Source organism: Pseudomonas sp. S9 (genome assembly GCF_000222125.1).
Lineage (GTDB): Bacteria > Pseudomonadota > Gammaproteobacteria > Pseudomonadales > Pseudomonadaceae > Aquipseudomonas > Aquipseudomonas segetis.
This window is the reverse complement of sequence record NZ_AFFX01000004.1, coordinates 225,436-241,151: the sequence shown is the minus strand read 5'-3', so window position 1 is coordinate 241,151 and position 15,716 is coordinate 225,436. Positions and strand designations below refer to the sequence as shown.

At 58.2% G+C, this 15,716-nt stretch carries 14 protein-coding genes; 12 read left to right on the top strand and 2 right to left on the bottom strand.

The genetic code is table 11. The features are described from left to right. Positions 1-34: 34 nt before the first annotated feature. From algK to PSES9_RS0110085, 9 genes are all read left to right on the top strand, one after another. On the top strand, positions 35-1,378 hold the full coding sequence (algK, locus tag PSES9_RS0110125; RefSeq protein ID WP_036988177.1) for an alginate biosynthesis TPR repeat lipoprotein AlgK: 1,344 nt from the start codon (positions 35-37) through the stop codon (positions 1,376-1,378). After that, complete coding sequence (locus tag PSES9_RS0110120; RefSeq protein ID WP_010486566.1) at positions 1,375-2,847, top strand: alginate export family protein; 1,473 nt, start codon at positions 1,375-1,377, stop codon at positions 2,845-2,847. Before algK ends, PSES9_RS0110120 begins: the two co-directional genes overlap by 4 nt. A 9-nt stretch (positions 2,848-2,856) precedes the next feature. Next, on the top strand, positions 2,857-4,467 hold the full coding sequence (algG, locus tag PSES9_RS0110115) for a mannuronan 5-epimerase AlgG (protein ID WP_010486564.1): 1,611 nt from the start codon (positions 2,857-2,859) through the stop codon (positions 4,465-4,467). 11 nt (positions 4,468-4,478) lie between these two features. Further along, positions 4,479-5,903 carry an alginate O-acetyltransferase gene (locus PSES9_RS0110110; protein WP_010486562.1) on the top strand — a complete coding sequence of 475 codons (1,425 nt, stop codon included), beginning with the start codon at positions 4,479-4,481 and terminating at the stop codon, positions 5,901-5,903. Between the two features lie 14 nt (positions 5,904-5,917). Next, the gene (locus PSES9_RS0110105) at positions 5,918-7,015 is read left to right on the top strand and encodes a mannuronate-specific alginate lyase (protein WP_010486560.1); all 1,098 of its coding nucleotides are present in this window, start codon (positions 5,918-5,920) and stop codon (positions 7,013-7,015) included. Positions 7,016-7,103: 88 nt separating this feature from the next. Next, positions 7,104-8,600: an MBOAT family O-acyltransferase gene (locus PSES9_RS0110100; RefSeq protein ID WP_010486558.1), complete on the top strand. Its 1,497-nt coding sequence runs from the start codon at positions 7,104-7,106 to the stop codon at positions 8,598-8,600. 12 nt (positions 8,601-8,612) lie between these two features. Then, a complete protein-coding gene (locus tag PSES9_RS0110095) occupies positions 8,613-9,755 on the top strand; it encodes an alginate O-acetyltransferase (protein WP_010486555.1) in 1,143 nt (380 codons plus the stop codon). 118 nt (positions 9,756-9,873) lie between these two features. Next, the gene (locus PSES9_RS0110090; RefSeq protein WP_010486553.1) at positions 9,874-10,521 is read left to right on the top strand and encodes an alginate O-acetyltransferase AlgF; all 648 of its coding nucleotides are present in this window, start codon (positions 9,874-9,876) and stop codon (positions 10,519-10,521) included. A 165-nt stretch (positions 10,522-10,686) separates the two neighbouring features. After that, positions 10,687-12,126 carry a mannose-1-phosphate guanylyltransferase/mannose-6-phosphate isomerase gene (locus PSES9_RS0110085; protein ID WP_010486551.1) on the top strand — a complete coding sequence of 480 codons (1,440 nt, stop codon included), beginning with the start codon at positions 10,687-10,689 and terminating at the stop codon, positions 12,124-12,126. Between the two features lie 80 nt (positions 12,127-12,206). On the opposite strand, the gene PSES9_RS0110080 is transcribed toward PSES9_RS0110085, so the two are convergent. Further along, positions 12,207-12,596, bottom strand: a complete 390-nt coding sequence (locus PSES9_RS0110080; RefSeq protein ID WP_051120962.1) for an RES family NAD+ phosphorylase — start codon at positions 12,594-12,596, stop codon at positions 12,207-12,209. A gap of 299 nt (positions 12,597-12,895) precedes the next feature. Between PSES9_RS0110080 and PSES9_RS0110075 the strand changes: the two genes are divergently transcribed. The 3 genes from PSES9_RS0110075 to PSES9_RS0110065 all read left to right on the top strand — a co-directional run bounded on the left by PSES9_RS0110075 (position 12,896) and on the right by PSES9_RS0110065 (position 14,658). Next, entirely contained in the window at positions 12,896-13,360 is a 465-nt protein-coding gene (locus PSES9_RS0110075) for a hypothetical protein (RefSeq protein ID WP_010486546.1), read from the top strand. A gap of 90 nt (positions 13,361-13,450) precedes the next feature. Continuing rightward, positions 13,451-14,284 (top strand): SDR family oxidoreductase, encoded by an 834-nt coding sequence (locus PSES9_RS0110070; RefSeq protein ID WP_010486544.1) that lies wholly within the window; start codon positions 13,451-13,453, stop codon positions 14,282-14,284. Then, a complete protein-coding gene (locus PSES9_RS0110065; protein ID WP_010486542.1) occupies positions 14,284-14,658 on the top strand; it encodes a hypothetical protein in 375 nt (124 codons plus the stop codon). The genes PSES9_RS0110070 and PSES9_RS0110065 overlap by 1 nt, the downstream gene beginning before the upstream one ends. 53 nt (positions 14,659-14,711) lie before the next feature. Here PSES9_RS0110065 and PSES9_RS0110060 read toward each other — a convergent pair whose 3' ends face one another. After that, a complete protein-coding gene (locus tag PSES9_RS0110060; RefSeq protein WP_010486540.1) occupies positions 14,712-15,611 on the bottom strand; it encodes a DMT family transporter in 900 nt (299 codons plus the stop codon). Positions 15,612-15,716: the final 105 nt, after the last annotated feature.

The window sequence follows — 15,716 nt, the reverse complement described above, 5'->3', positions numbered from 1 at the left end:
CCGACACGTGGCTACTGCTCATCCTCAACTCATCATGCTCGCAGCCGCCGTCACCCTGGCTGGCTGCGCAGGCTTGCCGGACCAGCGTCTGGCAAGCGAAGCGCTCAAGCGGGGCGATACCGTCACCGCAGAACGCAACTTCCAACAGCTGGCTGAGCTGGGTTATGTCAAGGCACAAGTGGGCCTGGCCGACATGAAAGTCGCCAGCGGCACTGAAGAAGACCTCAAGGAAGCAGAGCGGACCTACCGCCAGGCAATGGATCAGTCACCTCGCGCCAAGGGACGCCTGGGTCGCCTGCTGGCGCGCAAGCCAGACAGCACCCATGCCGAACGTACCGAAGCGGCGACATTGCTCAAGGAAGCATTCAGTGCCGGCGAACCCAATAGCTTGCTGCCCCTGACCATGCTCTACCTGCAATACCCACAGGACTTTCCCGCTATGAACGTGCAAGAGCAAATTTCTAGCTGGCGCCAACAAGGTTTTGCCCAGGCAGAGCTGGCGCAGATCCTCCTTTATCGCACTCAAGGCACCTACGACCAGCACCTGACAGAGATCGAAGACATCTGCCAGAAACTGATCAGCGAATCCGACGCCTGCTATGTCGAACTGGCGACCGTGTATCAGATGCAAGGCAACAGCGAGCAACAGGAAGCGCTGATCGCCGACATGATGAACCAATACCACAGCCGTGCCCTGCCACCGCGCCGGGTTGAAGCCGTCGCCCAGGTATTGGCCGACGCGGAACTGGGCAAGCCTGACGAAAGCCAGGCAAAAGAGTTGCTTGAAGCCATCGCCCCGACTTACCCGGCGGCCTGGGTCAGCCTGGCTCGACTGCTGTACGACTACCCGGCGCTGGGCGACAGCGAAACCATGATGACCTACCTCGACAAGGGCCGGGAAGCTTCTCTGCCGCGCGCCGAGTTGCTGCTGGGTCGCCTGTACTACGAAGGCAAGATGGTCCCGCAAGACCCGAAGAAAGCTGAAGAGCACCTGCGCAAGGCAGCTCCCAGCGAGCCGACGGGCAATTACCTGCTGGGGCAAATCTACCTGCGCGGCTACTTGGGCGATATCTACCCGCAGCAGGCACTCGACCACCTGTTGAGCGCTGCACGGAGCGGCCAGATCAATGCCGACTACGCCCTGGCGCAAATGTACTCGCAAGGCAAAGGCATAGTGCCAAACCTGAGCAACGCCTATGTCTTCAGCCAGCTGGCACTCCCCAAAAACACGCAGGCAAGCACCGACCTGGCCAACGAGGTTGCGCAAAAGCTAACGCCAGCCCAACGCAGTGAAGCCGAGCAAAAGCTCCGTGAGGAACGCGAACTGCGTGGCACCGCCTTGCAAAACCAAACTCAGCTACAGGCACAGCTTCAATGAATAAGAACCCGACGACAAAACTCAACAGCATCGCAGCGAGCCTCGGCCTGGGCCTGACCCTTTTATCCAGCGCCAGCGCATTTGCGGCGAACAGCCCGGACCAGAACTTCGGCCTCACCGCCAAGATTACCGCGCAATCGGAAGACGACCGCGACCTGGGCACCCGCAGTGGCGGCGACGTCAACGGTATCGGTCTGGACCTGCGCCCCTGGTTATACGGCGAGCACGGCAACTGGAGTGCGTTTGCCATGGGCCAGGCGGTGACCGCCACGGACATCATTGAAACCGACACCCTGCAAAACAATGCAGACGACAGCGACAGCAGCAGCGCCAACAGCAATGACGGACGCGAACCAGACAAGAGCTACCTGGCCATGCGCGAGTTCTGGGTCGACTACGCCGGCTTGACCGCTTATCCCGGCGAGCACCTGCGCCTCGGTCGTCAGCGCGTTCGCAGCGACGAAGGCACCTGGTGGGACACCAATATCGAAGCGCTGAACTGGGAATTCGATACCACCCTGCTGCGCGCCAACCTGGGCGTGGCCGAGCGTTTCTCCGACTACCGGACCGACCTGGATGACCTGGCCCCGGAAGATGAAGATCGCCAGCATTACTTTGGCGGCATCTCCACTCAGTGGAAACCCGGGCACTGGGTTGGCCTCAAGGCGCACCACAGTCGCGACAACGGCAGCCTGCCCAATACCGGTGAAGAAGTGGATGAATTGAGCAAACGCTACACCGGTGACCTGACGTGGCTGGGCATCAGCGCCGACGGTGATTTCTACAACCGTCGCTCGACCCAACCGCTCAACTACTGGGCACAGGCCACCTGGCTGACCGGTGACATCAACGAACTGGAACTCGCCAATGTCGGCGACCAAAAACTCGCGAACGGCTCGCGCAATGTGGATGTCGATGCCTGGGCCATGGACCTTGGCCTGCGCTGGAACATCGACCAGAACTGGAAAGTCGGTGGTGCTTACGCCCGAGGCAGCGGCGGCGGCGATGACGACAGCTCGGAACAGTTCCGCCAGACCGGCATGGAAAGCAATCGCTCCAACTTCACCGGGACCAATGCTCGCCTGCACCGCTTTGGCGAGGCCTTCCGCGGTGAGCTGAGCAACCTGCAAGCGGCGACCCTGTTTGGCTCCTGGCAGTTGCAAGACGAGTACGACGCCAGCCTGGTTTATCACAAGTTCTGGCGGGTCGATGACAAGCAGGACATTGGTGACAGCGGGATTATCGCCAACCTTGAAAACGGTGAAAAAGACGTAGGCCAGGAGGTTGACCTGGTTGTCACGCGCTATTTCAAGCAGGGCTTGTTGCCCGCTGCATTGGCTGAACAGGTCGATGAAGGCGCCGCCCTGGTGCGCTTGCGCGGTGGCGTCTTCCTACCGGGCGATGCCTACGCCAAAGGCACTGACTCTGTCATGCACCGTGCATTTGTCGACGTCATCTGGCGCTTCTGAGGACTGCTCATGTATCCACAACCTGACAAACTCAGGATCACTGCGGGGATCAACCTGCTGCTCCTGGGCACCTTGTTGCTCAGCGCGCCGCTGGCGTTGGCGCTGGACAGCCAAGGCACTCCGAACAGCGCCGTGAGGCATGCGCCTGACTCGACAAAAGTGCTGAACGAGACCAACAACTACACCGTCAGCAGCGCGCCAATCGAACCCTTGCTGATGGACAAGCCCAAGCTGCCCGATCTCTCCGGCTATACCGCTGAGGCGGTCGCCGCCAAGATCGAGCACAAACCCGGCGGCAAGGTTGTGGTGCGGCGCATGCTTCAACAGGTCGAGTTGCAAGACTTCATCGGCGGTAACGAGCGGTTGCGCGAATGGGTTAAACGCCAGAAAGGCATGCCCCACGCCATCTTTATCGAAGGTGGCTACGTAACCCCGGCGGATATCGCCAAGGCCCTGCCCGATAGCCAGTTTGCCGAAACATCTCCCGGCGTCTATTTGGCGCGCTTGCCCATCGTGGTGTCACAGGGTGCAACCCTGCAGGTTGGCAAGGACACCAAGGACCTGCGCCTGTCGCAAGAGCGCGGCGCCTTCATGGTCAATGACGGCATGCTGTTTATCACCGATTCCAGGCTCACCGCCTGGCGTGAGGCTGATAACGGGCCGGCGACCTTCCGCACGCCGAATGAGTTCCGCCCGTTCCTGGTGTCCTGGGGCGGCAGTGAGCTGTACATCTCCAACAGCGAGATAACCAGCCTGGGCTACAACCAGAGTAAGTCTTACGGCATCAGTGTTACCCAGTACTCACCCGGCATGGATAAGCGCCTCAAGCGCCCTCGCCCAACCGGTTGGCTGATTAACTCGACCTTTGTCGATCACTGGTATGGCTTTTATTGCTACGAGGCTGACGATGTGGTGCTCAAGGGCAACACCTACCGCGACAACATCGTCTACGGGATTGACCCGCACGACCGCTCACGCCGCTTGATCATTGCCGAGAATACCGTTCATGGCACCAAGAAAAAGCACGGCATCATCATCTCCCGTGAGGTTGATGACAGCTGGATCATCAACAACAAGAGCTATGACAACAAGCTCTCCGGCATCGTAATCGACCGTAACAGCATCAATAACCTGATTGCCTACAACGAGGTTTACCAGAACCACTCGGACGGCATCACCCTGTATGAAAGCAGCCACAACCTGCTGTGGGGCAACAAGGTGCTGAACAACTCCCGCCACGGTATCCGGGTGCGTAACAGCGTCAACATTCGCATCTACGAAAACCTTTCGGCCGGCAACAAGTTGACCGGTCTGTACGGCCACATCAAGGACCTGTCGGACACCGATCGCGACATTGACCTCGACCCCTTCGACACCAAGGTGTCGATGATTCTGGTCGGCGGCACGCTGGCAGCGAACGGCTCCGGCCCCCTGTCCATCGACTCACCGCTAAGCCTTGAGCTGTACCGCGTGAACATGATTGCCCCCACCAAAAGCACCGGCATCAGTTTCTCGGGTGTGCTCGGCAAGCGCCAGGAAGAGATTCTCGACCTCTTGGTACGGCGCAAGTTGGCGGTGCTGATCGACCCCGTCGAAAGCCAGGCAGAACTGCAGAATTGAGGGCAAATAACGTGAGTAAGAAGATTTTTAAACTGCGCCAACTTGCTGTAGCCGGTGTCTTGCTCGGCACCGCCAGCGCAGCCATGGCTGAACCCAACTATAGCGTGCAGCGGGTTGGTCCATTGTGCCCGGCCGCGCAAAACCCGGCGAACTACAACACCAAGTACCTGAGCTTTTTTACCGCGCTGGTACAGGGCAAAGGCGACTGGCTGTTTCGTAGCCGCAATGACCTGCGTACCGACTTTGGCACCACGGCGCACGGCTACCAACAGTTCAAGCGCCTGCGTGATGCACTCAAGCGCAAGGGCATCGAACTGATGATCGTCTATCAACCCACCCGGGGCCTGGTCAATCGCGAGCAACTGACGGACGCCGAAAAGTCACGTTTCAACTACGCACTGGCAAAAAAGAACTACCTGCAAGCCGTCGCGGATTTACGCAAGACCGGTATCTGGGTGACCGACCTTTCGCCCTTGTTCGATGAGAAGGACGTCAAGACGCCTTATTACTTCGAAGCCGACCATCACTGGACGCCAGCAGGTGCCTCACGCACAGCCAAACTGGTCGCCCAGACGCTAAAGCAAATCCCCGGCTTCGATGACATTCCTAAGAAGGAATTTGAAAGCAACGTTGTCGGCCTGCTGCCCAAGGCGGGCACCTTGCACAAAACCGCAGCCGAATTCTGCGGCGTCAGCTACGCCACTCAATATGTGCCTCGCTATGAAACCGAGCCAGTTGGTGCTGCGGACGCCGACAGCTTGTTTGGTGATGAGTCGGTTCCGCAAATCGCCATTGTCGGCACCAGTAACAGCGGCCCGGCGTACAACTTCCCCGGGTTCCTGCAGCAGTACAGCGGTGCCGAAGTGCTGAACATGGCGGTCAGTGGCGGTGGTTTCGACAGCGCGCTGCTGCAATACATGGCCAGCGAGGAGTTTCGCACCAATCCGCCAAAGATCCTGATCTGGGAGTTCGCCACCCACTACGACCTGGCGCAAGACAGTTTCTACCGTCAGGCCCTGCCCATGGTCGACAACGGCTGCGAAGGCCGCCCGGCGGTGATGCATAACAAAATCAAGATGAAACCCGGTAACAACCAGATCCTGGTCAACGGTGAAGACACCGCGTTGCGCGATATACGCGGGGGCGACTACCAGGTTGACCTGACCTTCAGCGACCCCAGCGTGCATGAGTCCAAAGCCACCCTGTGGTACCTCAATGGCCGCCGGGAAAAATTCAAAATTGAGCAAAGCGATCGCGTCGATACCGGCGGCCGCTATGTCTTTGAACTTAGGAACGACCCTGACTGGCGTGATCTCAACCTGCTCGCCCTTGAAATCCAAAGCCCGGAACAAATGCCCGCTGGCCTGAGCGTTGAAGCAACGCTGTGCAAGCGACCATCGACTTCCGGCAAAAACCTCACGGCGAAAGCCAACTGAGGATGGAGTCAACCATGCAAGCGAAGAAATGGCTACTTACCCCCTGTTTACTGGCCAGTGCGATATTTGCCCAGGCCAGCTTTGCCAGTGACTTGGTGCCGCCGACTGGCTACTACGCACCGGTAATCAGCACCGAGAAGAAGCCGCAGTCCTGTGACCCAGCGCCAAAGCCCTACACCGGCAGCCTGGTGTTTCGCAGTAAATATGAGGGTTCGGACAAGGCCCGCTCGACACTCAATAAGGTCGCCGAGAAAGCCTTTCGCGACAGCACCGCCGACATCACCACCATGGAGCGTGGCAGCAACCGCTACATCATGCGCTACATGCAAAACGGTGATCCCAAGCAACTTGAATGCGCGCTGCAGTGGATGGACAGCTGGGCGCAAGCGGGCGCCCTGCTCAGCACGGATTACAACCACACCGGCAAATCAATGCGCAAATGGGCCTTGGGCAGCATGTCTTCAGCCTACTTGCGCTTGAAGTTCTCCGAGAGCCAACCGCTCAAGGCTTACCCCCAGCAGGCGCAGGAAATCGAGCAGTGGTTCGTCAAGCTGGCCGAGTTGACCGTCCACGACTGGAGCGACCTGCCGCAACGCAAGATCAACAACCACAGCTACTGGGCGGCCTGGTCAGTGATGGCCACGGCAGTCGCAACCAACAGGCGCGACTTGTTCGACTGGTCGATCAAGCAGTTTCAGGTAGCCGCCAACCAGGTCGACGACGAGGGTTATCTGCCTAACGAGCTAAGGCGCAAGCAGCGCGCGCTGGCGTACCACAACTACAGCCTGCCGCCTTTGACCATGATTGCTGCATTTGCCCAGGCCAATGGCGTTGATGTCCGCCCGGAAAACCAGCAAGCGCTCAAGCGCCTTGCCGAGCGGGTCATGGAGGGGGTGTCCGAGCCCGATGAGTTCAAGGACAAGACCGGAGACAAGCAGGACATGACCGATCTCAGGAAACGCGCCAAGTTTTCCTGGCTCGCGCCCTATTGCACGCTTTACAGCTGCTCGGCGGACTTCGAGAAAGGCATTGAGAAGTTTGGCCCGTTCAAGACATTCCGCCTCGGCGGTGATGTCAGCAGCGTATTCAACCCTAGGCATCAGGGCGGCTAAACCACGTTCTACCCCATCCCCGCCAAGTGGTTTGGCGGGGCGACGAGCTCAAGAGCTCTGTTATTGACCTGTTAATGGAGAAGCACGGATGGTCTTTTCATCCAACGTGTTCCTGTTTTTGTTCTTGCCGATCTTCCTCGGCTTGTACTACCTCAGTGGCGCACGCTACCGCAACTTGTTGATCCTGATTGGCAGCTACAGCTTCTATGCCTGGTGGCGCGTCGATTTCCTGCTGTTATTCGTGGCTGTCACATTGTGGAACTACGGTTTTGGCCTGCGCATTTACCGCGCGGGAGTCCGTACCAAGGCCGCACAACGCTGGGTGCTCTGGGGCGTGGCCGGTAACCTGGCGACCCTGGGTTACTTCAAGTACGCCAACTTCGGTGTGGCCAATATCAACAAGGTGATGGAGGCAGCAGGCTTCGAGCCCTTTGTACTGACCCATGTAATCTTGCCGATTGGGATTTCCTTCTACATTTTCCAGTCGCTGAGCTACCTGATTGACGTTTACCGTGGCGATACCGAACCCACGGAAAACCTGATCAACTTCGCAGCCTTTATCGCCCTGTTCCCGCAACTGATTGCAGGCCCGGTGCTGCGCTACAAAGACCTGGCCGAACAGTTCACTGATCGCACCCATAGCATCGACAAGTTCTCCGAAGGCGCCACGCGCTTTATGCAGGGTTTCGTCAAGAAGGTGTTTATCGCCGACACCCTGGCACCGCTGGTCGATCACTGTTTTGCCCTGAGCAACCCAAGTACCGGTGATGCCTGGCTGGGCATGCTGGCCTATACCGCGCAGCTGTATTTCGACTTCTCCGGCTACAGCGACATGGCCATCGGCCTTGGCTTGATTAATGGTTTCCGCTTTATGGAAAACTTCAATCAACCCTATACCAGCCAGTCGATCACCGAGTTCTGGCGCCGTTGGCACATCAGCCTGTCGACCTGGCTGCGCGACTACCTCTATGTACCCCTGGGCGGCAACCGCCATGGCACATTCAACACCTATCGCAACCTGTTCCTGACCATGCTGCTCGGTGGTTTCTGGCATGGTGCCAACTGGACGTTCCTGATCTGGGGCGCGTGGCACGGCACCTGGCTTGCCATTGAACGCGCCTTGGGTGTCAAGGCTGCGCCCAGGGTACTCAACCCCTTCAAATGGGCCTTTACCTTCTTGCTGGTCATGCTTGGCTGGGTGATTTTTCGCGCGGAAAACCTCGACGTCGCCTGGCGCATGTACAGCGCGATGTTCAGCTTCAACGGCTGGCAGCTCAGCGAATTGAACAGCGCCAATATCAATGATCTGCAAATCGCAACGCTGGTCATCGCCTACCTGGTGCTGGCGGTCTGTGGCGTGCGCGAGTTCAACCGTCACCGCTCCAGCAAGCGTCCCGAGAAAGACGCCACGCTGGGTAGCGACCCGGTCACCAACTCCACTACCGCGACAGCAAGCGTAATGGCACAGCAAAACCCGGCCATGGCGCAAACCCTGGTGCGTACGGCGCTGTTCCTGCTGTTTTGCGCCTCGCTGTTGAAGCTCTCGGCGCAGAGCTACTCGCCCTTCCTTTACTTCCAGTTCTGAGTGAGGCCGACCATGAAAAGAACCGCAGAAAAAATCTATATCGCCTCGTTTATTACTGTGTTGTCGCTGGGCTTCATTTCTTCGATGAGCGGCGTACTCGACTACAAGCAACCCAAGACCTACAGCGTGCTTGATGGCAACCTGGCGCAAAGCTTCGAACATCATTACGACAAGGAATTGCCGCTCAAGGACATTGGCACCAATGTCTGGGCAGCCCTTGATTACCTACTGTTCAACGAAGGCCGCCAGGGCGTGAAGATTGGTGTCGAAGGCTGGCTCTACTCGGATGAAGAGTTCAAGCCCGACGCCAAGGGCCCGCAAAACCTGCGTGACAACCTCAATACAGTTGAAGGCGTACGCAATCTGCTGGCCGAGCATGACGTCAAGCTGGTGATGGCAGTTGTGCCCGCCAAAGCCCGCCTTTATCCCGAATACACGGGGAACAACCACGCCAGCGCGATCCATGCAGAACTGTACCAACGCTTTCGCACCGCGTTGCAGCGTGCCGGAATCACTGCGCCAGACCTGCTGGCCGTGCTTAAACCGGCCAAAGCGCAAGGCCAGGTATTCCTGCGTACCGATACCCACTGGACGCCACTGGGCGCCGACATTGCCGCCAAGCGCTTGAGCGAGACAGTGCACAACAACTTCAAGTTACCGGGCGAGCCACAGGAGTACGTCACTTCGGCGCGTAAAACCGAGCCATACCACGGCGACCTGACCCGGTTTATCCCGCTCGACCCGCTGTTCAAAAGCCTTATGCCACGTCCTGATCAACTGCAGAAACGCAGCACCGAAGCTGTCTCGCAAACCGAAGGCGCTGATGCCCTGTTTGCTGACCACGAAATACCGGTGGCATTGGTGGGCACCAGCTATAGCGCCAACCCCAACTGGAATTTCGAGGGTGCGCTACGCGAGCACTTGCAACATGACTTGAGCAACTACGCCGAAGACGGTCGTGGCCCGATTCTGCCGATGCTCAAGTACCTACAGAGTGATGACTTCAAGAACTCACCGCCCGAGGTGGTGATCTGGGAGTTCCCCGAGCGTTACCTGCCCATGCCCAACGACCTTAGTGAATTCGACCCGCAATGGATCGCAAAGCTTAAAGCACTTGGCAATGAGCAAAACCTGGCGCTTACCGGCAGCCGCTGATGCGCCAACCCGCGCGCCGGCATCGCTTGCCAGCGCGTAACAGTAATAGAGAGGCATGACACCTCGCTTAATTAACGGCTGCAATGCCGTTGTGTGAAACGAAGATGGAGAAATACCGATGGCCTTACTGACAAATCGCAACTTGACCACTTTCGCTTGCGCAGTAGCGCTGAGCCTTGGCAGCTTCCATGCGAGTGCCGGAGAAGGTGGTTTGTATGCACCTATCGCTCCCAAGGGATCGACCTTCGTTCGCGCCTACAACGCTGGCAATACGGAACTGAGTGTCAGTGTGGGCAACACCTCGCTCAATGAAGTTTCGCCGCTTGGTTCAAGTGATTTCAGCTTTATGCCTGCGGGCAGCTACAGCGCACAGGTAGGTGACAAGACCATCCCGGTGAAACTCGATGCCGACCATTACTACACCTTGGTCAGCCAGCCGGGCGTTGAGCCAAAGCTGGTTGAGGACCCAGCGTTCAAGAACAAGCAAAAGGCCTTGCTACGGGTCCAGAACCTTTCTGACAGCAACGTCACCCTGAAGACGGCCGACGGCAAGACCAAGGTAGTCGACAGCGTTGCCCCTGCAAGCCACGGCGAGCGCGAAGTCAACCCGGTCAAGATCAAGCTGGCACTGTTCAAGGGTGACAACAAGATCAGCGACCTCAAGCCAGTTGCCCTGGCCCGCGGCGAAGTGGTCAGCCTGTACGTTACGGGCAGCGGTTCAAAGATCTCGCCGAACTGGGTCAAGCGCCCCGCCAAAACCGATTGATAGAACCCACAATACAAAGACCGCAAATCAGGTCGCTAAAAGATAGCGCCGCCAAGGCAGGCGCTACGGAGAAGTCCTCTACGGCTCATATGAGCTTGCTAACGGGTGTTCTCGCAATAACGCGTGATACCAGCCAAATCTATGAACGTTTCAGGAGTTGAACACATGATCCCAGTAATTCTTTCCGGTGGCAGCGGTTCGCGACTCTGGCCTCTTTCGCGTAAACAGTATCCCAAACAGTTCCTGGCGCTGACAGGCAGCGATAGCATGTTTCAACAGACCCTCAAGCGTCTGTCATTTGCAGGTATGGAAGCCCCCGTATTGGGGGGCAACAAAGAGCATCGCTTTATCATCCAGGAACAACTGAGCACACAGAACCTCAGTGCGCAGTCGATCCTGCTCGAGCCATTTGGCCGTAACACCGCGCCAGCGGTTGCAATTGCAGCGATGAAACTGGTTGCCGAAGGGCGCGATGAACTGTTGCTGGTCCTACCGGCCGATCACGTACTGGACGACCGGGCATCATTCGAGGCGGCACTGACCATTGCAAGGTCGGCCGCCGAAAAAGGTGAAATGGTGCTCTTCGGCGTACCGCCCAACAGCCCTGAAACCCGTTCCGGCTACATTCGCTCGACAGCTGATCAGAGCTTGCCGCAAGGCGTGGTGCGGGTCGAGAGCTTCGTCGAAAAACCGGATGCCGCACGCGCCGTTGAGTTTGTGGCTTCCGGCGATTACTTCTGGAACAGCGGCATGTTTATGTTCCGTGCCAGCCGCTACCTCGAAGAGCTCAAGCGTCACGATGCCGACATTTATGACACCTGCCTGCTGGCCCTGGAGCGCAGCAACGAGACCGACCATGTGGTCAATATCGACGAAGCGACCTTCGCCTGCTGCCCGGACAACTCGATCGACTACACCGTCATGGAAAAAACCGATCGCGCCTGCGTAGTGCCACTCGATGCGGGCTGGAATGACGTCGGCAGCTGGTCGTCGATCTGGGATGTGCACGACAAGGATGTACACGGCAATGTCGTCAAGGGCGATGTCATGGTTCACGACAGCCGCAACTGCCTGGTACAGGGCAACGGCAAGCTGGTATCGATCATTGGCCTGGACGACATCGTTGTGGTCGAGACCAAGGATGCGACCATGATCTCCCACCGCAACAGCGTGCAAGACGTCAAGCACGTGGTCAACGAACTCAACGCCAAGAACCGCTGCGAAGCGCAAAACCACTGCGAGGTATACCGTCCGTGGGGGTCGTACGACTCGGTCGACATGGGTGGCCGTTTCCAGGTCAAGCACATCACGGTCAAGCCGGGCGCGCAGTTATCGCTGCAGATGCATCACCACCGTGCCGAGCACTGGATTGTGGTGGCCGGTACCGCTGAGGTGACCTGTGATGACCGCACCTTCTTGCTGACGGAAAACCAGTCGACCTACATCCCGATGACCGCCGTTCACCGCCTGAGCAATCCAGGCAAAATCCCCCTTGAGCTGATTGAAGTGCAATCGGGAACCTACCTGGGCGAGGACGACATCGAACGCTTTGAAGATGTCTACGGCCGCAGCCACGATGAGGCTGCACGCATAGAAGTACGCTAAAGCCAATGCGGGCTCTGCAACGGAGCCCGCGTTTCTGCCTGGTTTTTTTGCTGTTTAGAGGCGTTCGCCAGAGGCGTTCGCTAGCACAGCCTCGAACCGGGGGTGAAAAGTTCAATATGGATTGTCGCGCTCTGTGCTTCTGGATGCCGGGGGTTGAACAGGTAGTTGACTGTGCTCGGTATGATCGCGCTCGGCACTGCTAGCAGTGCGCTGCACTCGTCAAGGAACTGGTTGCCTATTCCTCGGGTGAGCTCGGGGTCTGCCGACCAACCAACAGGTAGAGTGGGCATCTGGGCTTGAGATGCAGACTCAGGCATCTCGATATGCAGTAGCAGCATGGTCGCTGGACATTCCTCAGGATCAATTCCCAGATGAGCAAGTACCTCGAGCCTTGCTCCCGACGGGCTGGCCGCGCTCAATCGTGCACGGTAAGCCCAATACCCGTGATCGCGTAGGACTTCGGCAAGCATTACGGCTTGAGGTACGCCTTTGTTGCGCTGGTCTACTGGCCGGACTGGCATGCTTATGTGACAAATAGCTGGAGCTTCATCCATGCGGACCTATTGCTGGTCAGCTGCGATTCGTCGCGAGATGCGGGCCCACAGCCGGTACCGCTGCCGTTCGCTGCACTACAGCAAAGCAGAAGACGGCTCGAGGGTGACTCAAGCGACTTCAGCACTTTGCCGGTTACATTTTTTAACCCCTCCTCCTTTCCCACCGCGCCAGCTTGTGTAGGATGAACAGATGTTCGCCGCCCAAGGTCATCACCATGTTATTCGGTGCAATCCTGATTCTCAGCTGGTTTATCCTGCTGATTCGCTACCCGAGCAAAGCCCTGCCCGTGACGCTGGTTGCCGTTGTCGGCTTGTTTATTGTCGCCTCGATCGTGATCTGGCAGGAAAACCGTGAGAAAAGTCACCTGGCAGAACTGGAAATGCGCTTTACCTACGACCCGCAGAATTGCCCGGCAGACCAGCCGCTGGCATTGAGCCTGAAAAACGCCAGCCCCAAGCCCTTGCTCGACCTGCAATGGCAAATGGCAGCCTTCCGTCCTGGAGACAGTGTCAACCTGGTGGAAAACAATTATGACTCGCCCCGCTACACCGGCCCCGGCGATTTGCTGCCTGGTTCGACCTGGGAAAGCTGCCTGCCTTTACCTCCGCTGCGCAGCGGATATCGGGCCAGCAGCCTTGAGTTTCGGGCGCAGCGCATACAAGGCAGCTTTGCCGACTGACTGGACGGGCATGACAGGATATTCACGCTAGGTTTGCGAACCGCCATTGGCTTATTCTGAACCCATTCCAATTCAGCTCAGGATAACGCTATGACGACCCAGTTCACTGCATTGATCACTGGATGCTCCAGCGGTATTGGCCGCGCCCTGGCCGAGGTGTTCCAGGCCGCCGGATATAAGGTCTGGGCCACGGCCCGGAAGGAGTCTGACCTGGCGGCCCTCAGTGCTGCCGGGTTCAATGCGGTACAGCTCGACGTCAACGATGCAGCCGCCGTTGAGCAGCTGGGCGCCCGTCTTGCCGAAGAGATTGGCGGCCTTGATGTACTGATCAATAATGCCGGCTATGGCGCCATGGGCCCGCTATTGGACGGCGGGGCTGAAGGCATGCGCAAGCAATTCGAGACCAACGTCTTTGCCCTCGTCGGCATTACCCGCGCCCTGTTCCCCTTGCTGCGCCGCAATAAAGGCCTGGTGGTCAATATCGGCAGTGTTTCAGGGGTGCTTGTCACGCCCTTTGCCGGCGCCTATTGCGCCTCAAAAGCCGCGGTGCATGCGCTGACCGATGCGCTGCGCCTGGAGCTTGCGCCCTTCTCAATTGATGTGATGGAGGTTCAGCCGGGCGCGATTGCATCAAGTTTCGGCAGCAATGCCAGCCAGCAGGCAGAGCAGTTAATCGACGAAAAATCACCTTGGTGGCCCCTGCGCGAGGGTATTCGCGCCCGAGCCAATGCATCGCAAGACAACCCGACCCCCGCCCTGCACTTTGCGCGCAACCTGCTGGCAGCCGTGCAACGCGACAAACGTCCTCGGCTTATCCGCCTGGGCAACGGCAGCCATATGCTGCCGCTGCTGGCCAACCTACTGCCCAAGGCACTGCTCGAAAAAGGGCTGATGAAACGCTTTGGCCTCAACCGGACCCTCTGATGAAGCAACCCAGATTGCATTACTACGCATTCGCCGCGGTTGTGGCTGTGGCTGTACTCAACCTGATGGTGCGCGCCTGGGTAAAACTCGGTGGCTTGCCCGCCACCTTGCTGGTCGCCGTGGCTGTCGGCCTTGCCGTGCGCGGAGTATTTCAGTGGCGCAACCAACGGCTTCCCGAACGCCGGGAACGCTGGGTGATGGTCGCTATCTATGCGGCGGTGCTTGGAGTCTTGTACCTGGGTCTGCTCGGCATGATGTACCTCAAGGATGAGCCCGGCAGGGCTGGCCACATCCTGTTCTGGCTGCATTACCTGTGCTACCCGGTACTGCTCGCGGTGTGCCTGATTCCCCGCCAAAGCGCTCACCCGCAGTAGCCTGCAGCATTCACCCAAGCACCTGCATTGCAGGCGCTTGGCAACACGCAGAGCTAGCGCGCAACGACCACTGCTGCTGCGGACACCTTGGGCTTGCGAAACACCAGGATATTGCCCAGCATCACCAACACCAGGCCCAATAGCGCAGGTGCGGTCCATTGGTAGCCCTCGGCAAATACCGAGATATTCAATGCAACCACCGGGAACAACACAGTGCAATAAGCTGCCCGCTCCGGGCCCATGCGTCCAACCAGGGTCAGGTAAGCGGTAAAGCCGATAACCGAGCCCGGGATCGCCAGATACAACAAGGTGCCGATATAGCGGCTATTGACCTCAAAGGTAAATGGCGTGCCTGTAACCAGGCAGATCACCAGCAACATCAAGGCGCCATAAAGCATGCCCCAGGCATTGGTCGTAAGCGGTTTGAGGCCCGCTTTTTGTTGCAAGCTCGAGAGCATGTTGCCTGCGGAGAAGCACAGCGTACCGATAACTGCCAGGCCAATACCCAGCAACGTCTCGGGGCTCGCCTCATGCCCTGCCAGCTCGGGCCAGAACAACAAGCCCAGGCCGCACAACCCCAGCGCACCGCCGGCCAATACGTTGGCTGCAATTCGCTGCTTGAAGAACAGCCGGGCATTAAGCGCATTCCACAGCGTGGCGGTTGAAAATATAACCGCGACCAGGCCACTGGGAATCCACTGGCTGGCCGTGTAGAAACACATGAAGTTGATACAGAACAGACAGAGCCCCTGTACCAGGCATATCATTTGTCCGCGCCGATCCATTTTCTGCAAGCGCCCGCTGAGCAGCAGGATCGCAAACAGCACCGCAGCCGCCAGGCCAAATCGATAGGCAATAGAGAGGGGAATAGCCACCACGCCCAATTGCAATTTCAAGGCGATCCAGGTGGTGCCCCAGATCAGTACGGTCATCAAATACAACGACAGGTTCATCGCACAACTCCCAGTAGATAAAGCGAGTCTGCGCCTGCCGCTACCGGCGTGCTTGCACAAAATTGCGCTTTTCACTATGGCGCCCACGACCGGCCCCGCGCGACT